26 protein-coding genes are annotated in these 26464 nt (G+C 60.8%); 7 read left to right on the top strand and 19 right to left on the bottom strand.

Features of this window, described 5'->3' with window-relative positions; genetic code table 11:
- Window positions 1-191: 191 nt before the first annotated feature.
- The 8 genes from purH to tyrS all read right to left on the bottom strand — a co-directional run bounded on the left by purH (window position 192) and on the right by tyrS (window position 6330).
- Window positions 192-1787: a bifunctional phosphoribosylaminoimidazolecarboxamide formyltransferase/IMP cyclohydrolase gene (gene purH / locus DUPY_RS15545; RefSeq protein ID WP_070249306.1), complete on the bottom strand. Its 1596-nt coding sequence runs from the start codon at window positions 1785-1787 to the stop codon at window positions 192-194.
- Window positions 1780-1842, bottom strand: coding sequence for a hypothetical protein (locus DUPY_RS29260; RefSeq protein ID WP_371851795.1), 63 nt, complete (start codon window positions 1840-1842; stop codon window positions 1780-1782). The genes purH and DUPY_RS29260 overlap by 8 nt, the downstream gene beginning before the upstream one ends.
- A 32-nt stretch (window positions 1843-1874) precedes the next feature.
- Window positions 1875-2108: a helix-turn-helix domain-containing protein gene (locus tag DUPY_RS15540; RefSeq protein WP_008445162.1), complete on the bottom strand. Its 234-nt coding sequence runs from the start codon at window positions 2106-2108 to the stop codon at window positions 1875-1877.
- A gap of 114 nt (window positions 2109-2222) precedes the next feature.
- Window positions 2223-3239: a tRNA dihydrouridine synthase DusB gene (dusB, locus tag DUPY_RS15535; RefSeq protein WP_071651652.1), complete on the bottom strand. Its 1017-nt coding sequence runs from the start codon at window positions 3237-3239 to the stop codon at window positions 2223-2225.
- A gap of 70 nt (window positions 3240-3309) precedes the next feature.
- Window positions 3310-3957, bottom strand: a complete 648-nt coding sequence (locus tag DUPY_RS15530; protein WP_070249305.1) for a histidine phosphatase family protein — start codon at window positions 3955-3957, stop codon at window positions 3310-3312.
- Window positions 3954-4622, bottom strand: a complete 669-nt coding sequence (locus DUPY_RS15525; RefSeq protein ID WP_070249304.1) for a YbhB/YbcL family Raf kinase inhibitor-like protein — start codon at window positions 4620-4622, stop codon at window positions 3954-3956. The genes DUPY_RS15530 and DUPY_RS15525 overlap by 4 nt, the downstream gene beginning before the upstream one ends.
- 11 nt (window positions 4623-4633) lie before the next feature.
- On the bottom strand, window positions 4634-5080 hold the full coding sequence (gene dtd / locus DUPY_RS15520; protein ID WP_070249303.1) for a D-aminoacyl-tRNA deacylase: 447 nt from the start codon (window positions 5078-5080) through the stop codon (window positions 4634-4636).
- Window positions 5077-6330 (bottom strand): tyrosine--tRNA ligase, encoded by a 1254-nt coding sequence (gene tyrS, locus DUPY_RS15515; RefSeq protein WP_070249302.1) that lies wholly within the window; start codon window positions 6328-6330, stop codon window positions 5077-5079. The genes dtd and tyrS overlap by 4 nt, the downstream gene beginning before the upstream one ends.
- Before the next feature lie 160 nt (window positions 6331-6490).
- On the opposite strand from tyrS, the gene DUPY_RS15510 reads away from it, so the two are divergent.
- Window positions 6491-7885 carry a M23 family metallopeptidase gene (locus DUPY_RS15510; protein ID WP_070249301.1) on the top strand — a complete coding sequence of 465 codons (1395 nt, stop codon included), beginning with the start codon at window positions 6491-6493 and terminating at the stop codon, window positions 7883-7885.
- A gap of 157 nt (window positions 7886-8042) precedes the next feature.
- Window positions 8043-9140: an anhydro-N-acetylmuramic acid kinase gene (locus tag DUPY_RS15505; protein WP_070249300.1), complete on the top strand. Its 1098-nt coding sequence runs from the start codon at window positions 8043-8045 to the stop codon at window positions 9138-9140.
- 84 nt (window positions 9141-9224) lie between these two features.
- On the opposite strand, the gene erpA is transcribed toward DUPY_RS15505, so the two are convergent.
- From erpA to rplM, 4 genes are all read right to left on the bottom strand, one after another.
- Window positions 9225-9587, bottom strand: a complete 363-nt coding sequence (gene erpA / locus DUPY_RS15500; protein ID WP_026637751.1) for an iron-sulfur cluster insertion protein ErpA — start codon at window positions 9585-9587, stop codon at window positions 9225-9227.
- A 96-nt stretch (window positions 9588-9683) separates the two neighbouring features.
- A complete protein-coding gene (gene argC / locus DUPY_RS15495; protein WP_070249299.1) occupies window positions 9684-10721 on the bottom strand; it encodes an N-acetyl-gamma-glutamyl-phosphate reductase in 1038 nt (345 codons plus the stop codon).
- A gap of 175 nt (window positions 10722-10896) precedes the next feature.
- On the bottom strand, window positions 10897-11289 hold the full coding sequence (gene rpsI / locus DUPY_RS15490) for a 30S ribosomal protein S9 (RefSeq protein ID WP_019924401.1): 393 nt from the start codon (window positions 11287-11289) through the stop codon (window positions 10897-10899).
- A gap of 9 nt (window positions 11290-11298) precedes the next feature.
- The gene (gene rplM, locus DUPY_RS15485) at window positions 11299-11727 is read right to left on the bottom strand and encodes a 50S ribosomal protein L13 (RefSeq protein WP_019924402.1); all 429 of its coding nucleotides are present in this window, start codon (window positions 11725-11727) and stop codon (window positions 11299-11301) included.
- A gap of 213 nt (window positions 11728-11940) precedes the next feature.
- On the opposite strand from rplM, the gene DUPY_RS15480 reads away from it, so the two are divergent.
- Complete coding sequence (locus DUPY_RS15480; RefSeq protein WP_070249298.1) at window positions 11941-12363, top strand: OsmC family protein; 423 nt, start codon at window positions 11941-11943, stop codon at window positions 12361-12363.
- Between the two features lie 70 nt (window positions 12364-12433).
- Here the strand turns inward: DUPY_RS15480 and coq7 are convergent, their stop codons facing one another.
- Genes coq7 through DUPY_RS15470 form a run of 3 tightly spaced genes read right to left on the bottom strand, consistent with a single transcriptional unit; the run spans window position 12434 to window position 14747 of the window.
- Window positions 12434-13075, bottom strand: a complete 642-nt coding sequence (coq7, locus tag DUPY_RS15475; RefSeq protein ID WP_070249297.1) for a 2-polyprenyl-3-methyl-6-methoxy-1,4-benzoquinone monooxygenase — start codon at window positions 13073-13075, stop codon at window positions 12434-12436.
- Window positions 13076-13115: 40 nt separating this feature from the next.
- A complete protein-coding gene (locus tag DUPY_RS27925; RefSeq protein ID WP_141749557.1) occupies window positions 13116-14285 on the bottom strand; it encodes a hypothetical protein in 1170 nt (389 codons plus the stop codon).
- Window positions 14286-14336: 51 nt separating this feature from the next.
- Complete coding sequence (locus DUPY_RS15470; protein WP_070249358.1) at window positions 14337-14747, bottom strand: hypothetical protein; 411 nt, start codon at window positions 14745-14747, stop codon at window positions 14337-14339.
- A gap of 168 nt (window positions 14748-14915) precedes the next feature.
- On the opposite strand from DUPY_RS15470, the gene DUPY_RS15465 reads away from it, so the two are divergent.
- From DUPY_RS15465 to DUPY_RS15450, 4 genes are all read left to right on the top strand, one after another.
- The gene (locus tag DUPY_RS15465) at window positions 14916-15701 is read left to right on the top strand and encodes an ABC transporter ATP-binding protein (RefSeq protein WP_070249296.1); all 786 of its coding nucleotides are present in this window, start codon (window positions 14916-14918) and stop codon (window positions 15699-15701) included.
- 2 nt (window positions 15702-15703) lie between these two features.
- Complete coding sequence (locus tag DUPY_RS15460; protein WP_070249295.1) at window positions 15704-16900, top strand: ABC transporter permease; 1197 nt, start codon at window positions 15704-15706, stop codon at window positions 16898-16900.
- A gap of 170 nt (window positions 16901-17070) precedes the next feature.
- The gene (locus DUPY_RS15455; protein ID WP_070249357.1) at window positions 17071-17967 is read left to right on the top strand and encodes an ABC transporter ATP-binding protein; all 897 of its coding nucleotides are present in this window, start codon (window positions 17071-17073) and stop codon (window positions 17965-17967) included.
- A gap of 26 nt (window positions 17968-17993) precedes the next feature.
- Complete coding sequence (locus DUPY_RS15450; protein ID WP_070249356.1) at window positions 17994-21557, top strand: ABC transporter permease/M1 family aminopeptidase; 3564 nt, start codon at window positions 17994-17996, stop codon at window positions 21555-21557.
- A 322-nt stretch (window positions 21558-21879) separates the two neighbouring features.
- Here the strand turns inward: DUPY_RS15450 and DUPY_RS15445 are convergent, their stop codons facing one another.
- From DUPY_RS15445 to DUPY_RS15430, 4 genes are all read right to left on the bottom strand, one after another.
- The gene (locus tag DUPY_RS15445; RefSeq protein ID WP_070249294.1) at window positions 21880-22386 is read right to left on the bottom strand and encodes a hypothetical protein; all 507 of its coding nucleotides are present in this window, start codon (window positions 22384-22386) and stop codon (window positions 21880-21882) included.
- Window positions 22387-22454: 68 nt separating this feature from the next.
- Complete coding sequence (locus tag DUPY_RS15440; RefSeq protein WP_070249293.1) at window positions 22455-25139, bottom strand: DNA topoisomerase III; 2685 nt, start codon at window positions 25137-25139, stop codon at window positions 22455-22457.
- Between the two features lie 199 nt (window positions 25140-25338).
- The gene (locus DUPY_RS15435; RefSeq protein WP_070249292.1) at window positions 25339-25803 is read right to left on the bottom strand and encodes a Smg family protein; all 465 of its coding nucleotides are present in this window, start codon (window positions 25801-25803) and stop codon (window positions 25339-25341) included.
- A 67-nt stretch (window positions 25804-25870) separates the two neighbouring features.
- On the bottom strand, window positions 25871-26464 hold a 594-nt coding region (locus DUPY_RS15430; RefSeq protein ID WP_141749556.1), incomplete at its 5' end, for a DNA-processing protein DprA.

The following is a 26464-nucleotide window of genomic DNA, read 5'->3' as shown; positions in this document are numbered from 1 at the left end:
GCGGGGATTGTACTATGGCAAACGGCGAAAAGCGCGATGGTGAGTCATTCCTGCGAATGCAGGAATGACGAAAAAGCAGTAGCGGCATCAGAGGCTGTCGCAAACCGTGTGCAGCGAGGCGCGCCGTTGAAGACACCGCGTGAGCACGGCGAACCGGCGCAACGACGCTGCGCGCGGTTTACGACAGCCGATCAGTGGCGGAAATGACGGGTGCCGGTGTAGACCATCACCACGCCGCGTTCGTCAGCAGCATCAATCACCTCCTGGTCACGCATCGAACCGCCCGGGTGAATCACGCAGGTCGCGCCGGCATCGACCACCACGTCGAGACCATCGCGGAACGGGAAGAACGCGTCCGACGCCACCACCGAACCGGCGAGCGACAGGCCGGCGTTTTGCGCCTTGATCGAGGCGATGCGGGCCGAGTCGATGCGGCTCATCTGGCCGGCGCCCACGCCCAGCGTCATGTTGTTGCCGCAGAAGACGATGGCGTTCGATTTGACGTACTTGGCCACGCGCCAGGCAAACATCATGTCCTGCAATTGCTGCGGGGTTGGCTGCAGCTTCGAGACCACTTTCAGGTCGGCGACCAGCACATTTTTCGCATCGGCCGACTGCACCAGCAAGCCGCCACCCACGCGCTTGAAGTCCATCGCGTTGACGCCCGCATTGGCTGCATCCAAAGGAATTTCCAGCAGCCGCACGTTCTGCTTGGCCGACAGGATTTGCTTGGCTTCGGCCGAGAAGGTCGGCGCGATCAGCACTTCGACGAACAGCTTGGCCAGTTCCACGGCAGCGGCCGCATCGACTTCCACGTTGAAGGCGATGATGCCGCCAAACGCCGAGGTCGGGTCGGTTTGCAGCGCGCGCTTGTAAGCGTCGGCAGCATCGCTACCGAGCGCCACGCCGCACGGGTTGGCGTGCTTGACGATCACGCAGGCAGCGCTCTGGTCGAAGCCACCCATGCTCTTCACGCATTCCCACGCCGCATCGGCGTCCGCGATATTGTTGAACGACAGTTCCTTGCCTTGCAGCTGGCGGTAATTGGCCAGCGCGCCTGGCGTTGCCACCACGTCGCGGTAGAACGCGGCCGACTGGTGCGGATTTTCGCCGTAACGCATGTCCTGCACTTTTTCAAACGCCACGTTCAGGTTCTTCGGATATGCGCCACGGGTGGCGTGGGCGCGGTCCGGGCCCAGGCTGGTCAGGTAGTTGGCGATGGCGCCGTCGTACTGGGCAGTGTGGGCATAGACCTTGGTGGCCAGGCGGAAGCGGGTTTCGTAGCTGACGAAACCGGGAGTGTTGTCGGTGGTTTTCATTTCCGCCAGCACCACGCCGTAGTCGGCCGGATCGCAGATCACGACCACGTCCTTGTGGTTCTTGGCCGACGAGCGCAGCATGGCCGGACCGCCGATGTCGATGTTTTCGATGGCGTCGTCGAGCGAACACTCATCCTTGGCGACCGTGGCCTGGAACGGGTACAGGTTGACCACCACCATGTCGATGGTCGGAATGCCGTGTTCGGCCAGCTTGGCCATGTGCTCCGGAAAATCGCGACGGGCCAGGATGCCGCCGTGTACTTTCGGGTGCAGGGTCTTGACGCGGCCATCGAGCATTTCCGGGAAACCGGTGTAGTCGGCCACTTCGGTCACGGCCAGGCCGTTGTCGGCCAACATTTTGGCAGTGCCGCCGGTGGACAGGAGCTGAACGCCCATGGCGGACAACGCACGGGCGAAGTCCAGCACACCGGTTTTGTCGGAAACGGAGATGAGAGCTGATTTAATCATGGCTGTGAAGGCTAGGTGGGTAATAAAGGTGGGAACAGTCGGCACAACGGCCGATTCCCAGCCGTCCACGCCGGAAAACGCAGGCCGTTACAGCAGGCCGTGCTCTTGCAATTTCTTGCGCAAAGTATTGCGGTTGATGCCCAGCATCTGCGCCGCGTGCGACTGGTTGCCGTCAGCGCGCGTCATGACCACTTCCAGTATCGGCTTCTCGACGGTCAGCACGACCATGTCGTAGATATTCGACGCCTGCTGCTCGCCCAGGTCGTTGAAGTAGTCTTCAAGGCTTTTCTGCACTACTTCCTGGATACTTTCTTTGCTCATTTTGTACGTTCTCAATAATCTGTTGAAGCTGGTAAATCGCCACCAGGCTTGTGGCCCGGACGCTTACCCTTTTGATATGACTTTTTTGATGCTGCGCTGGCTGTTTGCGATGGGCTAAGCGGCCTGCAAATCTTCGGAGAGGCGGTATTGTAACCGCTCGCCCCACTGTCGCTGCGATTCGAAGAACTGGTCCACCGCGTCGAGCTGCGTCTCGGTCGATTCCAGCAAGTTCATCCGTTGCCGGAATTCCTCGCCGCCAGGCAGGTCGCGCACGTACCAGCCGATGTGCTTGCGCGCGGTGCGCACGCCCAGGTAGTCACCGTAAAAACCGTAGTGGGCGCGCAGGTGTTCGTCCATCAGCGCGCGCACCTCGGCAATGTAAGGCGCCGGCAAGTGCGTGCCGGTTTGCAGGAAATGGTCGATCTCGCGGAAGATCCACGGTCGCCCCTGCGCTGCACGCCCCACCATCACCGCATCCGCACCGGTGTAGTCGAGCACGAACTTGGCTTTTTCGGGCGTGGTGATGTCGCCGTTGGCCACCACCGGGATCAATACCGACTGCTTGACGGCGGCAATGGTGTCGTACTCGGCGTCGCCGGTGTAACCGTCGGTGCGGGTGCGGCCGTGCAGGGTCAGCATGGCGATGCCGGCGTCTTCCGCAATGCGGGCGATTTGCAGGGCGTTCTTGTTTTCGCGGTTCCAGCCGGTGCGAAATTTCAGCGTGACCGGCACGTCCACCGCGCCGACCACGGCAGCGAGGATCTCGCGCACCAGCGGCACGTTTTGCAGCAAGGCCGAACCGCACCAGTTGTTGCACACCTTCTTGACCGGGCAACCCATGTTGATGTCGATGATCTGGGCGCCGCGCTCGACGTTGAAGCGCGCGCAGTCGGCCAGGTCTTGCGGATCGGCGCCGGCAATTTGCACCGCTTTCGGTTCCATTTCCCCGGCGTGGTCGGTACGGCGCGAGCTTTTTTCGGTGGCCCACAGGCGCGGATTGGACGCCGCCATCTCGGACACCGCGTAGCCCGCCCCCAGCTGCTTGCACAGTTGGCGGAACGGCCGATCGGTCACTCCCGCCATGGGGGCGACAAACACGTTGTTACGCAGCAGGTGGGGGCCGATTTGCACAGAAGTTACCTGGTTGGAAAGGAGGAACCTTCTATTTTACCCCAAGGTCTGCTCAAATAATAAGCACTATTTAGACTATGTCGTCGAGTGCTATTGCCAAGTGGGCAACCTCACCCCAGCTGTCGAGCGCCAGCTTGCCATCGGCATAGTGAAAACGGTTGATGCTGGCGTTCTTGACCTGGAAGTCGCGCGGACTGTCCAGTTGCATGCCCACCGCCTCGCGGTACGCGCATTCGAGCACGCCGCCGTGGGCCACGATGGCAATCGTCTTGCCTGGATGCTCAACCGCCCAGCGGCCGATGGCGCCGATGGCGCGCTCGTAGAACTGGCGGAAACTTTCGGCCACGCGGTCGCCGGCCGGCATCACGGCGTCGATATCGCGCGCCTGCCACAGCACGAAATCGTGCGGGTATTGCTGCTCGATCTCGCTGTACAACATGCCTTCGAAAACGCCGTAGCCGCGTTCGCGCAGGGCGGCGTCGGTGTGCACGGTGGCGTGGTCGTAGTGCACGGCCACGGCCTGGGCGGTTTGCAGCGCCCGTTGCAAGTCGCTCGAGACGACCAGGTCCAGCCCCTCCCCTGCCAGCGCGTCGGCCAGGGCGCGGGCCTGGCGCTCTCCTTCGGCGTTGAGTGGAATGTCGATGTGGCCTTGCAGGCGGCGCACGGCGTTCCACGCCGTCTCGCCATGGCGGATCAGTACTATCTTGGTAGTGTTCATGCAGTCTTCGGTTTGCCCTTGGCGGCCTTGGGCGCCAGGGCGGGATTGAGGGTATAGGTGGCGATCAGCTGGGCTTCGTCGATGATGTGGCCATGGATGGCATTTAACACGTCGGCACAGGTGAAGCGCGCAGGCAAGTCCAGGCGCGGCACGTCGAGCGCGTACAGGCGAAAGATGTAATGGTGCACGCGCTCGTCGTTCCAGGGCGGACACGGGCCGTCGTAACCGTGGTAGTCGCCAGCCATGGCCGGGTCATGCGCGAACCAGCCCGTGTAATCGTTGAGCCCCTGGCGCAGCGCCAGGTCGTCCAGCATCACTTCCGGTCCCGGCTTGCCGTGGGGCGTTACGCCGTTCGCTAGCGCGCCAGCCGGCAGTTCGCGGCGCGACGGCGGAAGATCGACCAGGCTCCAGTGGAAAAAATCGCCGCGCGCCTCGACGGCCGCTACCGGCACATCGGCGCGGTTGGCATTGGCAGCATCGACCGGCGCATCGCCATCGATGCACAGCAGCACCAATGATTCGGTCCCGGCCGGCACGTCGGTCCACGCCAGGTGCGGGTTGCGGTTGCTTGATAGCACCACCTTGCCGTCCTGGTCCAGCACGCCCAGCGCGAACTCGGCCGGCAAGGGACGGCCGTTACGCACATTGTCACTCACCAGCTTCATTGCCACGTCCTTTACTTTGGATTGACTTGCAACCAGAACGTCACCGGTCCATCGTTGGTGAGCGTCACCTTCATGTCGGCGCCGAACTGGCCGGTTTGCACGACCGGGTGTTTCAGCTTGGCCTGGGCCACGAAATGCGAAAACAGCCGCAAGCCGTCCGCTGGTGCGGCAGCCGGCGTCAACGACGGCCGGGTACCGGAGCGGGTGTCCGCTGCCAGCGTAAATTGCGGCACCAGCAGCAAGCCGCCGGCGACATCGGCGACGCTGCGGTTCATTTTGCCGGCATCGTCGCCGAACACGCGGTAGCCGAGCAGCTTGGCCAGCAAGATGTCGGCTTCCTTTTCTGTGTCGCCGCGCTCGGCGCACACCAGCACCATCAGGCCGGCCTCGATGGCGCCGATGGTGGCGCCATCGACCACCACGCTGGCGCTACTGACCCGTTGCAGCAGCGCGATCATGCTGTCAGCGTGACGCGGGCGAACTTGCGCTTGCCCACTTGCAGCACGAAGGTGCCGGCTTCGACCTTCAGCGCTTTGTCGCTGAGCACGGTGCCGTCGAGGCGCACGCCGCCCTGGTCGACCATGCGCATCGCTTCCGACGTCGACGGGCACAGGCCGGCCTGCTTGAGCAGTTGCGGCAGGCCCAGCGGTGCGCCGGTGAGCGCCACGTCGGGCACGTCGTCGGGAATGCCACCCTTGGAGCGGTTGACGAAGTCGTTCAGCGCTTCTTCGGCAGCGGCCTGCGAGTGGAACCGGGCCACGATTTCCTGAGCAATCGCCACCTTGGCGTCGCGCGGGTTGGCGCCGCCGGCCACGGTGGCTTTCAGGGCGGCGATGTCGGCGATCGAGCGGAACGACAGCAAATCATAGTATTTCCACATCATCTCGTCGGAAACGCTCATGATCTTGGCGAACATGGTGTTGCCCGGCTCGGTGATGCCGATGTAGTTGTTCTTCGACTTAGACATTTTTTCCACGCCGTCCAAACCTTCGAGCAGCGGCATGGTCAAAATACATTGCGGCTCTTGCGCGTAGTCTTTTTGCAGTTCGCGGCCCACCAGCAGGTTGAATTTCTGGTCGGTGCCGCCCAGTTCCAGGTCGGCCTTGAGCGCGACCGAATCGTAACCTTGCATCAGGGGATACAGGAACTCGTGGACCGCAATCGGTGTCCCACTCTTGAAACGCTTGGTAAAGTCGTCGCGCTCCATCATGCGCGCCACCGTGTAGCGCGAGGCCAGCTGGATCAGGCCGCGCGCGCCCAGCGGGTCGCACCACTCGGAGTTGTAGCGGATTTCGGTCTTGGCGGCGTCCAGTACCAGCGAAGCCTGCTTGAAGTAGGTCATGGCGTTTTGCTCGACCTGCTCCTTGGTCAGCGGTGGACGGGTGGCGTTGCGGCCGGACGGGTCGCCGATCATCGAGGTGAAGTCGCCGATCAGGAAGATCACCTGGTGGCCCAGGTCTTGCAGCTGGCGCATCTTGTTGAGCACCACGGTATGGCCCAGGTGCAGGTCGGGCGCGGTGGGATCGAGGCCCAGCTTGATGCGCAGCGGCACGCCCGATTGCTCGGAGCGGGCCAGTTTTTGGGCGAATTCGGTTTCGATCAGCAACTCGTCGACACCGCGCTTGGTGATCGCGAGTGCCTCCTGTACATTGTCGCTCAATGGCAGAGCTTTTGAGGGAACCGGCGGCGTCGAAGAAGAGGTAGTCATAACTTTTGAGAGGTTTTTTTTCAGAAAAAGGTAGCAGTTGCCAGGACTTTGTTATAATCCGTGATCCCATCAATCTTGCTCTACGAAAACGAACAACGATTAGAATTAGAAGAAAATAAACGTTCCTGAATAGTTCAAGCGGTAAATTCTAACTGATTGCATGAACCAAATACATAAATTCACGAGCTCACGCTTATATAAACTGGTCGGTTCCACGCCAAAGAAGCGCATCATTTCCGCTTCGGCTTTCGCCCTCACAGTCTGTGCTTTTGGCGCTGCCGCAGTGGCGCCGCTTGCTCCCGACGCGTCTGATTTGCCAGTGACCTCGATTCAGGAAACCGTTGCGATGCCGGATCTCGGCAAGCAGATTTCCGCACTCGAGCAGCAATCCTCCACCGAACAGTTCGTCCATGAAGAACGCGTACGCTCCGGCGATACGCTGGCCACGCTGTTGACCCGCCTTGGCGTGGACGACAACGATGCCGAGTCCTTCATCAAGAAGGACAAGATCGCCAAAGGCGTCATGCAGCTGAAAACCGGCAAGCGCGTACAAGCGCAAACTGATGAAATCGGCAATCTGCAATGGCTGCGGGCGACGGTGGTTGACGGCAAGGACATGCCAGTGAAAAACATCACGGTTACCCGCAAGGGCGACAGTTTTGTTGCACAGGAAGAAGCTGCGAAACTGGAACGCCGCGTGGAAATGCACGCGCGCACCATCTCGAGCAACCTGTACGCGGCCACCGATTCGGACAAGGATGGCGCCAAGCTGCCCGACGCGATCGTCAAGCAGATCATTGAAATGTTCTCCACCAACATCGACTTCCGCGGCGATGTGAAACGTGGCGACCGTTTTAATGTTGTGTACGAGACCTTCTGGCAAGACGGCGAATTCGTCAAGGCAGGCCGCATCCTGGCTGGCGAATTCACCAACCGTGGCACGACCTACCAGTCGGTGTGGTACGAAGATCCGCAAAGCAAGCAAGGCGGCGGTTACTACAGCTTCGACGGCAAGTCGCTGAAAAAGGCGTTCCTGAAGTCGCCGGTGGAGTTCACCCGCATTTCGTCGGGCTTCTCGATGCGCGTGCACCCGGTATCGGGCCAGTGGAAAGCCCACAAGGGCATCGATTTCCCGGCGCCGATCGGCACGCCGATCCGCGCTGCTGGCGATGGCACCATCGAATTTGCCGGCACCCAGAACGGTTACGGCAACCTGGTCACCATCAAGCACTGGAACAACTACAGCACCGCCTATGCCCACATGAGCCGTTTCGGTTCGGGCATCAAAAAGGGTGGCAAAGTAAGCCAGGGCGACATCATCGGCTACGTGGGCAACACTGGCTGGTCCACCGGCGCCCACCTGCACTATGAATTCCGTGTGGGCGGCGAAGCCCGCGATCCGAACAAGATGAACGTGCAAGCCCAGGCACCGTTGACCGCTGCAGAAATGTCGCGTTTCAAGGTCTACGCTTCGGACATGACGCACCGCATCGCCCTGCTGCAATCGGGCCAGTCCGGCTTCAACGGTGGCACCACCCGCATGGCTGCCAAGTAACAACTTCCCGCTTCAAATCTCCACTCTAAAAACAGGCCGCCGCATCGGCCTGTTTTTTTTATTATCATGCGCTTCGACAGCGTTCGCTTCCGTGCGACACCACACGCAAGGTCAGGCAAAATACATTTTTCCCAAAAAACAACGACGAGGACGCCACATGGCTCTGTATATCGGTTTGATGTCGGGCACCAGCCTCGACGGTGTTGACGGTGCGCTGGCCGACTTTTCGGGCGACGACATCACCACGCGCGGCGCCGCCTATATCGCTTTTCCGCCCGCGCTGCGCGCCGAACTGATGGCGCTGCAAGCGCCAGGCGACAACGAGATCGAACGCGAGGCCGCTGCCGCCATCCAACTGGCGCAGCACTATGCCGACTGCGTGGCAGCCCTGCTGGTCGATGCAGACCTCTCTGCCGAGGATATCGCAGCCGTTGCCGTGCACGGCCAGACCATCCGCCACCGCCCCGAACTGGGCTTTACGCGCCAGGTCAACCACCCTGCCCTGCTGGCGGAATTGTGCGGCATCGACGTGATCGCGGACTTCCGCAGCCGCGACGTGGCTGCTGGCGGCCAGGGTGCACCGCTGGTGCCGGCGTTTCACCAGGCGCTGTTCGGCAAAGCCGGCAGCACCCGCGTGGTGGCCAATATCGGCGGCATTGCCAATATCAGCGTGCTGGGCGGCGATGGCGCCGTGACCGGTTTCGATACCGGCCCCGGCAACGTGTTGATGGATGCCTGGATCGGCCGCCACCAGGACAGGGAATACGACGCCGACGGCGCCTGGGCCGCCAGCGGCGCGGTGCTGCCGGAGCTGCTCGATGAGCTGATGCGCACGCCGTACCTGGCGCTGCCGCCGCCGAAAAGCACGGGCCGCGACCTGTTCCACCTCGACTGGCTCGATGCGCGCCTGGCCGTGTACCGCGAGGCCGCGCCCGAGGACGTGCAGTGCACGCTGACGCGCTTTACGGCCTTATCGCTGGCGCAGGCCATCGCCGCCCACGGCGAAGGCGCCGAGGCCGTCTACGTGTGCGGTGGCGGCGCCTACAACAGCGTACTGATGAGCGAACTGGGCGCGGCGCTGGGCAAGCAGGTGGTCGTGGCGTCCACCCAGGCGCTGGGCGTGGCGCCGAACCGGGTGGAGGCGCTGGCGTTTGCCTGGCTCGGGTATCGGTTCACGGAGCGGCTGGCTGGGAATTTGCCAGCGGTGACGGGCGCACTGGGAGAGCGGGTGCTGGGGGCGTTGTACCCGCGCTGACGGTTTTAGGTTCAGGCATGAAAAAAGGCGGCACAACCGAGGTTGTACCGCCTTTTTTTTACATGGCGCGAGGCGCCGCGTGCTTTATACCGAGAACGACGAACCGCAACCGCAGGTCGAGGTGGCCGACGGGTTCTTGATCACGAACTGGGCGCCTTCGAGGTCGTCCTTGTAATCGATTTCCGCGCCGACCAGGTACTGGTAGCTCATCGAATCGATCAACAGCTCGACGCCGTTCTTGACCATGGTGGTGTCGTCTTCGTTGACGATTTCATCGAACGTGAAACCGTACTGGAAGCCGGAGCAACCGCCACCCTGCACGAATACGCGCAATTTCAGGTCGGGATTGCCCTCTTCCTCGATCAGTTGGGCGACTTTTTCGGCAGCGCTATCGGTAAACACGATAGGAGCTGGCATCACGTCCAGGCTTTCAGCAACAGCATTCATTTGGGACTCCTACGAGTTAAACATTAGCGGCCATTATAGACCCCTACCGGGTTTCCTGCTCCGACACCCTCAGATTTGGTGACGGAACCCAACATATCAAGGCAACAGCGCGATTTGTTTCAGGCCGGTCGTTTCTTCAAAGCCAAACATCAGGTTCATGCACTGCACGGCCTGGCCCGATGCGCCCTTGACCAGGTTGTCCTGCACCACCAGCACGATCACCGTGTTGCCGTTGTCCGGGCGATGCAGCGCCAGGCGCAGCATGTTCGAGCCACGGGTGGAACGGGTTTCCGGGTGCGAGCCGAATGGCATCACGTCGACGAACGGGCTGTCCTTGTACTGCTCTTCGAACAATGCTTGCAGTTCCTCGTTGGTGACATCTCTGGTGAGGCGACCGTACAGCGTGGAGTGCATGCCACGGATCATCGGCACCAGGTGCGGCGTGAAGACCAGGCTGACCTTGTCTTCAGTGAACTTTTGCAGCTGGGCCGAGGTTTCCGGCGTGTGGCGGTGGCCGGCCACGCCGTAGGCCTTGAAGTTGTCGCTCGACTCAGAGAACAGGGTGCCGATTTCGGCCTTGCGGCCGGCGCCGGACACGCCCGACTTGCAGTCGGCGATCAGGCCGCCAGCGTCGATCAGGCCGGCCTTGAGCAGCGGGTAGTAGCCCAGTTGCATGGTGGTCGGGTAGCAGCCGGGGTTGGCGACCAGGCGCGCGCCCTGAATCGCTTCGCGGTTCAGTTCGGCCAGGCCGTAGGCGGCTTCGTCGAGCAGTTCCGGGCAGGTGTGCTCGATCTTGTACCACTTCTCGAAGACGGCCTTGTCCTTGATCCGGAAGTCGGCCGCCAAGTCGATCACCTTGACGCCGGCAGCGAGCAGCGCCGGCGCCTGGGCCATGGCCACGCCGTGCGGGGTGGCGAAAAACACCACGTCGCACTGGGTCAGGTCGGCCTTGTCCGGCGACGAGAAGGCGATATCGACGCTGCCGCGCAGCGAAGGGAACATATCGGCAACCGGCAAACCATCTTCCTTGCGCGACGTAATGGCCGTCAACTGCACGTCAGGGTGGACTGCCAACAGTCGCAGCAATTCCACGCCGGTGTATCCGGTGCCGCCGACGATGCCAACTTTGATCATGTTCTAATCCTTGAGTAATGATGCGTGAAGATGCGTGAAGAAATATTCGAGTGCCATTTTATCAGGCATGTACGACAGGCGTATTACGCCTGCCAGATAGCAAAAAAGCCGCCCGACACAAGGCCGGCGGCTTTTTGTACAGCATGCAGGCAAGCCCGCATGCCGGAAGCGAAAATTAACGCTTCGAGAATTGCTTTGCGCGACGTGCTTTGCGCAGACCAACTTTTTTACGTTCAACTTCACGTGCATCGCGGGTCACGAAGCCGGCTTTGGCCAGATCCGGTTTCAGCGCTGCATCGTAGTCGATCAGGGCGCGGGTGATGCCGTGACGCACAGCACCTGCCTGGCCGGACTCGCCGCCGCCGTGCACGTTGACTTTGATGTCAAAACGCTCGACGTTGCCGGTCAGTTCCAGTGGTTGACGAATAACCATCAGGCCGGTTTCGCGCGAGAAGTACTCAGCAGCTGGCTTGCCGTTAACGATGATTTGGCCAGTGCCAACTTTGATGAACACACGAGCTACTGCACTCTTGCGACGGCCGGTGCCGTAATTGTAGTTACCGATCATGTCAGTTCCTTAGATTTCGAGTGCTTTAGGTTGCTGGGCAGCGTGCGGGTGCGAACCTTCGGCGTACACTTTCAGCTTCTTGATCATGGCGTAGCCCAGTGGGCCTTTTGGCAGCATGCCTTTGACGGCTTTTTCCAGAGCACGGCCTGGGAAACGCTGTTGCATTTTCAGGAAGTTGGTCTCGTAGATGCCACCTGGGTAACCGGAGTGACGGTAGTACGTCTTCTCGGTTGCCTTGGTGCCGGTCACGCGCAGTTTGCCTGCGTTGATGATGACGATGTAATCGCCGGTATCGACGTGAGGAGTAAATTCTGGCTTGTGTTTGCCGCGCAGTCGGAGTGCCACTTCGCTGGCAACACGTCCGAGGACTTTGTCCGTCGCGTCAATCACGAACCAATCGCGCTGGACTTCGTGGCCCTTAGCGGAAAAAGTTTTCATGTTGACTTCCTAAATATTAAAACACGCTCAAATGGTGGTTCCGCCATGGTTTCAGCGGACTCGGCCTTCTTATTGTCTTTCCTGAGCGAACGGAAAGCCGGCTAGTATAAGCGGCGATGACCGGCCGCGTCAAGCACCATGTGGCCTTCAAGCCCTGAAAACACAGGCGTTGCGCAGCCCATTACAATATGGAAAACACACTTGGAGAATGCGATGGAATGCAAAGTCAGCTGGAATGGCCCGTCGGGCATGAGTTTCCTGGCCCAGACCGGTTCTGGCCACCTGGTCATCATGGACGGCGCACCCGAGGGCGGCGGCAACAACCTGGCGCCACGGCCGATGGAAATGGTATTGCTCGGTACCGGTGGCTGCACCGCTTATGACGTGGTGCTGATCCTGAAAAAAGGCCGCGCCGACATCCGTGGTTGCGAATGCACGCTCAAGGCTGACCGTGCCGAGACCGATCCGAAGGTGTTCACCAAGATCAATTTCCACTTCACGGTGACTGGCAAGGGCCTGAAGCCGGAGGCGGTGGAACGGGCGATCGCGCTATCGCATGACAAGTACTGCTCGGCGTCCATCATGATCGGCAAGACTGCCGAGATCACCCACTCGTTCGAAATCGTCGAGGTATAAGGCCACTGTAAACCACCCATGGCTTCGTTGCAGCGGCTTGCCCTGGGCGGTTTGCAGCGGCCTTCAGGCTTCAGACGTAATACGCGGTATTGGTCATGACGCTACCCATCACGGTCATCACCGCTTTCACCGGCGCCGGCATCTCTGCCGCGCCCAGCGCCTGCGCTGCCGCGCCGTGCGCGATTTCGTCGAGCCGCATCTGGTCTACGATGGCGCGCGACTTGACGTCTTGCGGCGGCAGTTTTTCCAGGTGGCTTTGCAGGTGGGCTTCCACCTGGCGCTCGGTTTCCACCACGAATCCCAGGCTTTTCGCATCGCCCAGCAAGGCCGCCACCGTGCCCAGCGCGTACGAACCGGCGTAGAACAGCGGATTGAGCACGCTGGTGTGCGAGCCGAGTTCGCCCAGGCGCTGCGCGGTCCAGGCCAGGTGGTCTTCTTCTTCGCGGCTCGAATGTTCGAATTGCTGGCGAATCTGCGCGGTGCGGGCAAACCGCGCCTGCGAATTGTAGAGCGCCTGCGCGCACACTTCGCCCACGTGGTTGACGCGCATCAGGCCGGCCGCATGGCGGCGTTCCTGCTCGCTGAGGTCGGCGTCGGGCGCGAACTGGCCCGGGGTCGGGCGCGACGCCGTGGCCACGCCGGCAATCACGCGCAGGGCCTTGTCGGCGCCGGTAATCAATCTGTCGAGGGGGGTGTGGAAACAGTTAGTCATAGTGCAACCTTTGCAAAATAGGTGTTATACAGCAGAAGGCTTACTCGCTTGTTCCGAATGCAAACCCACCAGAACTTACAGAAAAATTTAAATTTATCTTTTTGGTAGCGCCCGCGACAGAGCCAGATATTTTTTCCTCAAACTGAAATTCATGAGACATGGAATTTTCATAATTAGAAAAATTCATTGATAAAATATCGTCGAAATTCTGCGATATAGCCCTCCGTGCCAAGTCGCCTCGCATCCCAATGAAAGAATAAATTCCCTCAGATGAAGAGTATACCTTCCCAATGACATCTATATCTTTCAAATAAATCTTTTTATTTGAAAGATAGCGCTCAACATAATTCGAAGTAGAGAAGTGATATCCATTTTTTTGCTCTAGTATTTTCCCGTCGAAAGAAGATGAACCCCGCTCCAAAATCTCTCCAATGCGAGAATAAATAACTTTTGGCAAAGTGGCGTTTGGAGCAATAAGTGAAATTAATTTCGCTATAAAACCAAGTCTTTTGGCAATACGCAAGGTTTGGGGACTTATATCAAGATTAACCGCATCAGGATCCAAAATCCAGCATTTGGCACCATTAACAGCATCAACTGCTGCTATGGTCCCGTACCGAACTGATGCTGGGTATGGGTAATTTACAATAGCACTGATGCTAATTTTCTTATCAACTATATTTTTTTTCAGATTACTGACTTTTGAAGGCTTTTTATTAGAATCAACTACAAATGATCCTTTTGCTTCAACTTGAATAATTCGAACACCATCGCTTGCCACTTCAAAATCAAAACTATCTGCCTTATCTTCCCCTGAAAGCTCATCAAGCTTTGTCCAATCGGCATCGGTCAGATCATGCAACCTACTCACGACACTCAAGCCTATAGCCTCACCGATTGTCTCTGACAGACGTCGGTCAGAGTATCCAGCCTTTACCAGTCTGACATTGCCACTCGTCGTCGAAACAGCGCCTCTAAGCCACTCTATTGCGGCAACTTTACGCTGTAATCGGTCTGAATATGTCTGAAAATCTGGGAGGTCTTGTCGGTGTATGAGAAAGTAGGAGTAAAAGTCTGCCATCCTGATCCGTTGAACAGCTTGATAAGCTGCAACCTTAGAAGACGTGCCTGCATCCACATATGGCTGGGAATTCAATAACAATTTCTTTTGACTATTGTCATAATAGTCGAGTTTTACTATTAGCGTCATTCTAAGTCTTGGTGATTTCGATTTCCTATATTAACAAATAGTTGACAAAAGTCAATTTAAATCCTCTTCTTCGCGCAGTTGCCGCTGGCGCTCGATGTAGTCGGCCACCGGGCCGCGCACGTCGATTTTCGAGATGTCCTTGGCCACGCCCAGGTTCAGTCCCAGCAAAAACGGAATGCTCTCGACCGGCACCTCGGTGCACAGCTGGCCGAATGACTTGAGAAAGCGTTTCGATTCCACCACCGGCACCACCTTGGCCCCGCTCATGTATTGCAGGATGCTGGTGATGGTGTGGCCCTTGCCGAGCGCGTGGTAAATAAAGCGGTTGTAGTCGCGGTCGATCTGCTTGAAATCCAGGGTGTCCTTGGTCATCAGGCTCGACAGGTAGAACAATCCCAGCGCGGTACGGAAAAAGCCCGTCGCTTCGCTGCGGTCCACGCCGGCCTGCATTACCGCCAACATTTTGTCTTTTATTTCGGGAGTCAACATGAGCGCCTCGCTTTTGCAATCACTATAGCAAGCGTCGGATTCGATTTGTGGCCTCGCAGCCAACAAGGTGTGGCTAATTCCGAGGTTTTTTGCATGTCACGCATGTTACTCTTGAGAACATTTTAAAAAAAGGACAAGTTGATGATCGAGGTGAAAGGCCTGGCGAAGCGTTTCCGCTTGCCCAAGCGCGCTGCATCCACCAGCGACACCACAGCGCGCGACGTGCGCGAACAGGACGGCTGGTTCCACGCGGTGCGCGATGTCAGTTTCAGCTGTGCGCCCGGCGAAGTGCTGGGCCTGCTCGGTCCCAACGGCGCCGGCAAGACCACCACCTTGCGCCTGCTGTCCACCGCCTTGACACCCGACGCCGGCAGCATCCACGCCCATGGCGTCGATCTGCTGCGCGACCCGCTGGTGGCGCGCCAGCGCATCGGCTTCCTGTCCGGCAGCACCGGCCTGTACGGCCGCCTGACCGCGCGCGAAAATGTCGAATACTTCGGCAAGCTGCACGGCATGCGGCCCGACCACCTGAAACGCCGCTGCGACGAATTGTTCGCGCTGCTGGGCATGAACGAGTACGGCAACAAGCGCGCCGACCAGCTCTCCACCGGTATGAAGCAGAAATGCGCGATTGCCCGCACCGTGGTGCACGAGCCGCAAATCGTCATCCTCGACGAACCCACCACGGGCCTCGACGTGATGTCGGCCAAGATCCTGCTCGACTTTATCGCCAGCTACAAGGCGCTGAGGGTGCCGCTGATCTTTTCCACCCACCACCTGCACGAGGTGGAAAAAGTGTGCGACCGCGTGTGCATCGTCAACCACGGCGCCACCGCCTTCCACGGCACCGTGGACCAGTTGCGCCACCTGGGCGGCAGCGCCGACCTGTACGACGCCTTCGTGGGCGTCATTCATCGCGGAGCTTAACTATGTGGACCATCTACCTGAAAGAACTGCTGGAGCTGATCCGCGACCGCAAAACTTTTATTTTTACCATCGTCATCCCGGTGTTTGCCATGCCGCTGATCTTTGCCGCCTTCGGCATGCTGTCGTCGTCGATGTTCAAACAGGCGCGCGAGGCCGAGATGGCGTACGCGCTGTTCGGCCAGGAGCACGCGCCGGCGCTGGCGCAGCGCTTCGCCGCCGAGCCGAGCTTCAAGCGCGTGGCGCTGGCCAATCCGGCCGACATCCGCGCCGCCATCGCGGACGACCGCATCAAGTTCGCGCTGGTGATACCGCCAGCGGCGCAGGATACGCTGGCGCGCCGCGAGCAAACCCTGATCGAACTTCATTACAACAGTGCCGCCACCGTGGACGTCACGCGCAAGCGCGTGATGGCGGTACTGGCACTGGAAAACAACGCCTTGCGCCAGCAGGCGCTGGCCGACATGGGGCTCTCGGCGCCGCAGCAGCGCTACGTGCTCGATCCGGTCGCCCTGCTCGACCGCTCCACCGCCAACAAGCGCGAGCAAATGGGCGCGGTGGTGGGCGGCATGGTGCCGTACCTGCTGCTGATGGTGTGCCTGCTGGCGGCGATGTACCCGGCGATCGACACCGGCGCCGGCGAGAAGGAACGGGGCACGCTGGAAACATTGCTGCTTGCGCCAGTGTCGCGCACGGCCATCGTGCTGGCCAAGTTCCTGATGCTGTTTACCGTGGGACTGACCTCGGCGCTCTTGATGATCGCCAGCCTGGGCGCGGTGCTGGCCTTTGGCGGCCACCTGTTCAGCGGTGACCTGGCCCAGGTGGTGCGCTCGATCAACCTGCTCGACCTGGCGCTGCTGGCGCTGATGCTGGTGCCCACGGCAGCCATCTTCGCCTCGATCCTGCTGGCCATTTCGATCTACGCCAAGAGCTACAAGGAGGCGGCCGGCATGATTTCGCCGCTGATCATCGTCATCATCCTGCCCACCATGGTGGCGCTGCTGCCCGGCGTGGAAATGAACTGGGGCTGGGCCATGGTGCCGCTGACCAACGTGGCGCTGGCCATGAAGGAGCTGGTCAAGGGCACCATGGAATATCGCATGTTGTCGGCCATCATGCTGTCGTCCACCATTACTGCCGGGCTGCTGCTGGCCCTGTGCCGCTGGTGGTTCAACCGCGAGCAGGTGCTGTTCAGAAGTTAAACCTCGAGAAGCCCCGTTCCGGGGCGTCGTTTGCGCAATCTGGCTGGCGGTTTCGGCTGCCTGTCGCAAGCGGCCCCCAAGTATGGAACAAATTCAATACAATGCCATCATGTGAAAAGTGTATGGCCTTGCAGAAACAGGGCCTGCGCCGGCAGAATCGGGGAATCAATATGGAATTACGCATCAGCAACTTGTCCAAGACCTACGCCAATGGCGTGGTGGCACTGGACAATATTTCGCTCACCATCCCGGCCGGGATGTTCGGCTTGCTCGGCCCCAACGGCGCCGGCAAATCGACGCTGATGCGCACCCTGGCCACCTTGCAGGAATGCGATGCCGGTTCGGTCTTCCTCGACGACATCGACGTGCTCGACGAAAAAGACGCGGTGCGCCGCGTGCTCGGCTACCTGCCGCAGGACTTCGGCCTGTATCCGAAAGTGACTGCGTACGAAATGCTCGACCATTTCGCCCTGCTCAAAGGCCTGTCCAACCGCAACCGCCGGCGCGAGGTGGTCGACGGCCTGCTGCAGCAAACCAACCTGTTCGAGGTGCGGCACCAGCGCCTCGGCGGTTTTTCGGGCGGCATGCGCCAGCGCTTCGGCATCGCCCAGGCGCTGCTGGGCGACCCCAAGCTGATCATCGTCGATGAACCGACGGCCGGACTCGATCCGCAGGAGCGGGTACGCTTCCACAACCTGCTGTCCGACATCGGCGACGACAAGACCGTCATCCTGTCCACCCACATCGTCAGCGACGTGGCGGACCTGTGCGCCAACATGGCCATCATCAACCAGGGCCACCTGCTGCTGTGCGGCCCCACCCAGGAACTGATCCACGATGTCAGCGACAAGATCTGGGCCCGCTTCATCGACAAACGCGACCTGCCGTCGTTCCAGATCCGCCACCCGGTGATTTCCTCGCGCCTGCTGTCGGGCCGCACGCTGATCCACGTGTACAGCGAGACCGATCCCGGCGACGGCTTCGAGGAAGCGCTGGGCGACCTGGAAGACGTGTACTTCGCCACCATCGCCGGGCGCCACCGCGCCGACGCCAGCTGCGACGCCTGAGCTTTACCATGTCCACCATGCCGACCATGTTTGCCATTGCCCGGTTCGAAGCGCGTCAGCGCCTCAAGCTGCTCTCCACCTGGGTGTACTTCGGCGGCTTCCTGGCGCTCACCCTGCTGTGGATGGCCACTGCCGGCGGCTACTTCAAGGGCTCGAGCATTGCCTTCGGCGCCAGCGCGATCAACTCGCCGCGCTCGCTGATGTTTACCGTCAGCGCGCTCGGCTCGCTGGGGGTGATCGTGATCGCGGCCATGATGGGGCGCTCGGTGCAGCAGGACTTCGAGCACGACATGCAGCACTTTTTCTTCAGCGCGCCCATCAAGAAATACCAGTACATGTTCGGCCGCTTTCTCGGCGCCTACCTCACCCTGGCCGTGATTTTCACCAGCATCATCCTCGGCACCTGGCTCGGCAGCCTGCTGCCCGGCATCGACCCCGAGCGGCTCGGCCAGCCCGGCGCGCTCGGCTACCTGGTCCCGTACCTGGTCGTGATCCTGCCAAACATCTTTATCTTCGGCGCCGTCTTCTTCATGCTGGCCGCACTGACCCGGCGCATGCTGCCGGTGTACATCAGCAGCGTGGTCATGCTAATCGGCTACATCATCGCCCCCAGCCTGGCGCGCGACCTCGACTTCAAAACCCTGGCCGCGCTGATCGATCCGTTCGGCACCACGGCAGTGATCCGCCTGACCGAATACTGGCCCATCGTCGAGCGCAACACGCGCATGTTCTGGCCCGAGGGCGTGTACCTGGTCAACCGCGCGCTGTGGTCGTCGTTTGCGCTGGCAGGTCTGCTGCTCGGTTACTGGCGCTTCCACTTCATCGCCACCAGCGACAGCGGCCGCCAGGGCAGCGCGGAAGCACCACGCGTGCTCACCGCTGCCGCCACCAATACCGCCGAGCCGCCCGACTTCGCCTCGCGCAGCCTGGGCCTGCTGCTGGTGCGCATGAGCTGGCTGAACCTGCGCGAAACCGTCAAGAACATCTATTTCCTGGTGCTGGTGCTCGCCGGCGTGCTGATGATGCTGGCCAGCGCACTGGAAATGGCGCCGCTGTACGGCACCAGCACCTACCCCGCGACTTACCTGGTGCTCGAGTCGGTGTCGGAAACCTTTGCGCTGTTCATGATGGTGATCACCACGTTCTACGCGGGCGAACTGGTCTGGCGCGAACGCGAAGCGCACATGGGGCAAATGCTCGACGCGCTGCCGGTGCCAGGCTGGCTGCCGCTGCTCTCCAAGCTGTTCGCGCTGGTGGGCCTGCAGGCGCTGCTGATGGTCGTGGTGATGTTGACCGGCATGGCGATCCAGATCGGCAAGGGATACTTCGTGCTGGAGCCGGGCCTGTACCTGTACCACCTGTTCCTGCTGCAGCTGCCCGGCTACGCGCTGGGCGCCGTGCTGGCGATTGCGCTGCAAGTGCTGATCAACCAGCGCTACCTGGCGTACTTCGCCATGATCGCGTACTACGTCGCAGTGGTGACCATGTCGTCGCTGGGCATCGGCGACCCGCTGCTGCTGTACGGCGAAATGCCGCACTTCATCTATTCGGCCATGAACGGCTATGGCCACTACCTGCCGCGCGAGCGCTGGTTCGAGGCTTACTGGGCCGGCGCGGCCATCGTGCTGATGGTGCTGGCGGTGCTGTTCTGGGCGCGCGGCACCAACGACGGCTGGCGCCAGCGCCTGCAACTGGCGCGCCGCCGCCTGAGCCTGCCGGTGCTCGGTACACTGGCAGTGGGCACGCTGGTGTTCGCCGGCGCTGGCGCAGTGCTGTTCTATAACACCCACGTACTCAATCGTTACCAGTCGGCCTGGCAAAAAGATGTCGATCGCGCCGACTACGAGCGCCGCTATCAGCAATACGCGGTGGTGCCGCAGCCGCGCATCACCGACGTCAAGCTGGGCGTCGCCATCACGCCGGAAACCCGCAGCCTGGTCGTGCATGGCCGCTACATCCTGCAGAACAAGACCGCGCAGCCGGTGGCCGACATCATCATCCACCAGGATCCCACCGCCACCGGCTGGCGTGCGCGTTTCAGCCAGGCGGTGCGGCCCGGCGTGCAGGATGCGGGCCTGGGCTTTTACAGCTACAAGCTGGCCACGCCGCTGGCGCCGGGCGCGCGCCTGGCGCTCGAGTTCGACGTCGAGTTCATCCCGCGCGGCATCCTCGGCATGGGCCAGGACACGCCGGTGGTGGGCAACGGCACCTTCTTCAACAACGGCGTGCTGCCGCACATCGGCTACCAGCCAGCGAACGAACTGGCCGACGCGCGCGACCGCCGCAAGCACGGCCTGGGGCCGCGCGAACGGATGCTGGCGCGCGACGACACCGCTGGCCTGGCCAACAACTTCGCCGCCAACGACGCCGACGCCATCACGTTTGACGCCGTGGTCAGCACCAGCGACAGCCAGGTGGCCGTGGCGCCGGGCACGCTGCTGAAAGAATGGAGCGCGCAGGGGCGCCGCTATTACCACTACCGGGTGGCGCAGCCGATGCTAAACTTCTACGCCTTCCAGTCGGCGCGTTACCTGGTCAAGCGCGACTGGTGGCAGGACGTCGGCATCGAGATTTACTATCACCCGGGACACGAATACAACCTCGAGCGCATGAACCGCGGCATCAAGCAGTCGCTCGACTACTACACGCATCACTTCGGTCCCTACCAGCACAAGGTGGTGCGCATCGTCGAATTCCCGCGCTATGCCACGTATGCGCAGGCGTATCCGAACACGATTGCCTATTCGGAATCGCTGGGCTTCATCGCCCGCGTCAACGACAGCAATCCGAAGGATATCGACTACCCGTTCTATGTCACCGCGCACGAAGTAGCGCACCAGTGGTGGGGTCACCAGCTGGTGGGTGGCAACGTGCGCGGCGCCAGCGTGCTGTCCGAAACCCTGGCCGAGTATTCGGCGCTGATGGTGATGAAGCACGCCTACGGCGAAGCGAAGATGCGGCGTTTCCTGCATTTCGATTTGGAGCAGTACCTGCTGGGCCGCGCGTTGGAGCGCAAAAAAGAAATGCCGCTGGCCGACAATGAAAACCAGGACTACATCCACTACCGCAAGGGCAGCCTGGCGATGTACCAGTTGCAGGATATCGTGGGCGAAGACAAGATCAACGCCACGCTCAAGCAGCTGCTGGCCGAACACGCAACGACAGGCGGCAGCGGCCCGTACCCGGGCGTGACGGTACTGATCGACGCGCTGCGCAAGATCGTCTCGCCCGACCAGGCCTACCTGATCGACGACCTGTTCAACCACATCGTCCTGTACGAAAACCGCGCCGTCTCGAGCACCGCCCGCAAGCTGGCCGACGGCCGCTACGAAGTGAACCTGGTCGTCAGCGCCGCCAAGTCGCGCTCGAACGACCAGGGCGTGGAACGCGACGTGCCGTTAAAAGACTACATCGACATCGGCGTGGACGACGACAATGGCGCGGCGCTGCTGCGCGAGCGCAAGCTGATCTCTCAAAAAGAGAACCGCTACACGGTGATCGTCAACGCCCGCCCTGCCAAAGCCGGCATCGATCCCGACAACAAACTGATCGACCGCAAACCCGACGACAACATGATCAACATCGAATAACTTCGGGGTCAGTGCCTAATGCCGTTAAGTTAAGCTGAAGTTTTAATTTTTTTAGCATCGAAACGTCGTCCCCGCGCAGGCGGGGACCCAATTTGGCGTGCATTTCGACGAATTTCGTAGAACCTGGGTACCCGCCTTCGCGGGTACGACGGGTACGACGGGTACGACGGGTACGCTGAGCTTAACTTAACGGCATTAGGGTCAGCGGCATTAGGGTCAGTGCCGACATTCGGACACGAGCTCAGCCTTATAAATGTTGGGCTCGTGTCTAAATGTCGGCACTGACCCCGAAGTGGGACACGAGGTGGGACAAGCAATGCGCTCAGGCGGTAACGCTGATGGTGCTGATAATGCCCGAGTCGAACGAGCTGCCGACGACGGTGCTGGCATAGGAAGGATCGGATTTCAGGATGTCGGCCCAGTTGCTAGACGCCTGGTCGGACAGGCCGTTGCCGCCTCCCGCGGTGTACACGCCCGAGGTGCTGCTGGCAGCAGAATAAGCGGACAATATGCCCTGGTCCAGCGCCTGTTGCGGGGTCTGCGCGGTAGCGGCATTGCTGCCGGGCTTGGGCACCGCGATGGTTTCCTGGCTGACACCGGCCTGCTCCAGGGCGCCCAGCAGCCCGGCGGCGGAATATATGGCCGCGCCACCACCGCTGCCCCCGCCGAGCGTGGCCACCACGGCCGACTCCGCAGAAAGGTCGACCGCTTCCACCGACAGCGCCGCCCCTGCCGCATCGCGCGCAACAGAAGGCTGCGCATACGACGGCGGCGCAGCGGTGACAGGGGAAATCGAAGAAATGGCCATGGTCTTGCCAATATAGACCATCAGTTTCCACTATTCAAGAAAAAAGGGACGCCGCAGCGTCCCTTTTACCTTACCAATCAGTGAGCCAATTACTCGGCCGCAGCAGCAGCCTTCTTGGCCGGAGCTTTTTTGGCCGCCGGCTTTTTAGCTGCCGTGGCCTTGGTAGCGGCGGCTTTCTTGGCTGGCGCCTTCTTGGCCGCCGCCTTTTTCGGCGCTACCGCTGCTGCATCGGCGCCGCCCTCGGTTTCCGGCTCGGCCTTGGCAGCCGCTTTACCTTTGGCGGGCGCCTTGGCTTTGCGTTCCTCGAACTCGAAGCTGATCTTGCCATCCTTGCCTTTGACCAGGAAAGCCTTGAACGGACGCCGCGTGCGCTGCGATACAAAACCTGGCAGCAAATCGGTCTTGCCGTCGTTGAGCAGCTTGGCCATTTGCTCGGGCAGGATTTCCTGTTGCAGGATGATGCGCCCGCTACGGAAATCGCAACCCTTGGGCTTGGCAACGGTCTGCTCGCACACATAGGCCAGGCCCATTTCGTACACGCCGCCATTGCACTTCGGGCAAGGTCCGAGCACCGGTTGGCCGGTGAAATCGACCGGTTCCGCATCTTCCGAATCGTCGTTCTGGCCAAAGTCGAACTCGAGCTTGAAGTTCTTGATCTCTTCGTCACGGACGATGCGCAGGATGGCGGCAAACGGCCGGCCCATCTTCGAGCGGAAGCCTTGCAGCGGGCCGATGGTGCGGTCGCGCAGCAATTGTTCCACTTCCGGGATCTCGAACTGGCGGCTGCCCGGCGTTTTGCTCATCGAGAACTCGCACTTGGTGCAGGCAAAGCGGCGGTAGTTTTCCTTGACCACGTGGTTGCAGTTCGGGCACGGCGTCACCAGGGTGGCGTACTCGCCCGGGATGGTGTCGTTGTCGTATTCCTTGGCCCGTTTGACGATGATTTGCGTCATCTGGGCGATTTCGCGCATGAATTCTTCACGCGAGATCTTGCCCTTTTCCATCTGCGACAGCTTGTATTCCCACTCGCCGGTCAGTTCCGGCGCGGTCAGCTCGTTCACGCCGAGGCCGCGCAGCAAGGTCATCAGCTGGAACGCCTTGGCGGTCGGCATCAGTTCGCGGCCTTCGCGCAGCAGGTATTTCTCGCTGATCAAACCTTCGATGGTGGCCGCGCGCGTCGCTGGCGTGCCGAGGCCCTTGCCAGCCATGGCATCGCGCAACTCGTCGTCTTCCACCAGCTTGCCTGCGCCTTCCATGGCCGACAGCAGGGTCGCCTCGGTGTAGCGCGCTGGCGGCTTGGTCACCAGGCCGTTGGCATCGACCTTGTCGGTCAACACTTTTTCGCCCTTGGCGACCGGCACGATGTTCTTGTTGCCGTTGCTCTTGTCGCCTTTTTCGTCGTCCGAGGTCTCCTTGCCATACACGGCCAGCCAGCCGGGGTTGGTCATGACCTTGCCTTCGGTCTTGAACTGGTGGCCCGACACTTCGGTGTAACGGGTGGTGACCTGGAACTCGGCGGCCGGGAAGAACACGGCCATGAAGCGGCGCGTCACCAGGTCGTAGAGCTTCTGTTCCGGCTCGGACAGGTTCTTGGGCGCGATCGTGGTCGGGATGATCGCAAAGTGATCCGAGATCTTGGTGTTGTCGAAAATACGCTTGTTCGGCTTGACCCAGCCCTTGTCGAGGATCTGCTTGGCGAACTGGTGGTAGTTCGAATTTTCCTTCACCGTCTCCAGCGCCTGCTTGACCGTGTCCATGTAGTCTTCGGGCAGGTGGCGCGAATCGGTACGCGGGTAGGTCAGCACCTTGTGCTTTTCGTACAGCGCCTGGGCCAGGCCCAGGGTGTTCTTGGCCGAGAAGCCGAAACGCGAGTTCGCTTCGCGCTGCAGGCTGGTCAGGTCGAACAGCGCCGGCGCCATCGACGTGGTCGGCTTGGCTTCTTCGGTGACCACGCCCTGCTTGCCACGGCAAGCGAGTGCGATCGAATCGGCAGCCGCCTTGCTCCACAGCCGCTCGGCGCGTTTTTCAGGATCGGTGTCGTCCTTCTTGAACCTGGTGTCGAGCCAGCGGCCTTCATACACACCGGCGGCGCACACGAACTCGGCGCGCACTTCCCAGTAGTCGCGGGCGACGAACTTCTTGATCTTTTCTTCGCGCTCGACCACGATCGACAGGGTCGGCGTTTGCACCCGGCCCACGGTGGTCAGGTAGAAACCGCCCTCTTTCGAGTTGAACGCGGTCATGGCGCGGGTGCCGTTGATACCGATCAGCCAGTCGGCTTCGGAGCGGCAACGGGCGGCGTCGGCCAGCGGCATCATTTCTTCGTCGCTGCGCAGCTGGGTGAAGCCGTCGCGGATCGCGCCCGGCGTCATCGATTGCAGCCACAGGCGCTTGACCGGTTGCTTGGCCTTGGCGTTTTGCGCGATCAGGCGGAAAATCAGCTCCCCTTCGCGCCCGGCATCGCAGGCGTTGATCAGGGCGGAGACGTCTTTACGCTTGATCAGCTTGTTCAGTACCTTGAGGCGCGACTCGGTCTTGGCGATCGGATTGAGTGCGAAGAACGGCGGTATCATCGGCAGGGGGGCGAAGCTCCACTTGCCGCGCTTGACGTCGTACTCTTCCGGCACGGCAATTTCCAGCAGGTGACCGACGGCGGAGGACAGCACGTACTCGTCGGATTCAAAGTACTCATCGTGCTTGGTAAAGCCGCCAAGCGTCTTCGCGATGTCGTTCGCGACAGATGGCTTCTCGGCGATGATGAGGGTTTTGCTCATAATATTTGGTATCTCGTTTTTTAACACTTGGGGTGGTTTAGCATGCGCATCATACATGGATCGCGCCGCAGTCTGCACTTTTGCGGCGCTGATGGCAAGGGGGTGGCGTGACAGTGTTGTCGAAAATGATAGCACGCGAGATTGGAAACCCGCCTGCGCGGGTATGACGGATCAACTGCTGGCGGCGCGGCGGTTTTGCTTAATGAAGCAGGCGGGGAGGCGCGTCGTCGTCGGCGCCGAAGAGGTCGTCGAACATGAGTGCATCGGGTTCCTTGCCCTGGCTCCACAGCAGCATCAGCACGATCACCTTGAGCTGGCCCAGCGACACCGGCGCTTCTTCCAGCGACAAGGCGCGCTCGATAACGATTTCACGCTGCAGCGGCGTGAGGACCTTGGCAGATTCGAGGAACTGGATGAAACCGATGGCATCGGTGCCCAGCACATCGCGCTCTTCCTCGACATAAATCCGCATGCCGGTGGAAGCGGCAGTGAGCGAGTGCTCGACGCCGGCCATGGCCGTGAGATCGTTCAACCAGACCAGTGCCTCGGAGATTTCAACGTCGTCAAAACCGACCGCCGACAGCTTCTTGGCCAATGCCTCCGGTTCCGGGCAGGCATCGGGACGGTAATACGTCTCGTAGAGATAAACTAGGATGTCGAACATGGCTCTACTCTATCAGTTAAAACAGATTGGGCACAAGTAGCGCCCTATTTACGATACGCAACACATTTCACCGACGCAAGCGTTGCATCCAGCCGCCCGGCAGCCGTTCCAGCAACCCGGCGAGCTCGAGCGCCAGCAACTGCCCTTGCAGTTCGGCCGCCGGTTGCTGCAAGTGCGCAGCCAGCGTCTCGGCGCGGATCGGCTCGTCGCCCATGGCAAGCAGCACGCGATCGACAAAACTGTCGTCAAAATGCGACCCTGTTGCCACTGCATCAACGCCCATTTTCAGTTCAGACAACACGTCTTCGGCGGTCTCCACCAGCTTGGCGCCGTCGCGTATCAGCCGGTGGCAGCCTTTCGACAAGGTGGCGTGCACCGAGCCGGGCATGGCGTACACGTCGCGGTCCTGGGCCGCCGCCAGGCGCGCCGTGATCAGCGAACCGGACCGGGCCGCCGCCTCCACCACCAGCACCGCGCGCGCCAGGCCGCTGATGACGCGGTTACGCCTTGGAAAGTTGTCACGCAGCGGCGGCGTGCCCAGCGCATATTCGCTGACAATGCAGCCCTGTTCGGCAATCCGCCGCGCCAGCGCCTCGTTGCTGGCCGGATAAATGCGGTCGGCGCCGGTGCCGATCACTGCCACCGTGCCGCCCGCGCCGGC

The organism is Duganella phyllosphaerae, from assembly GCF_001758785.1.
GTDB lineage: Bacteria > Pseudomonadota > Gammaproteobacteria > Burkholderiales > Burkholderiaceae_D > Rugamonas > Rugamonas phyllosphaerae.
This window is presented reverse-complemented; position numbering and strand designations above follow the sequence as displayed.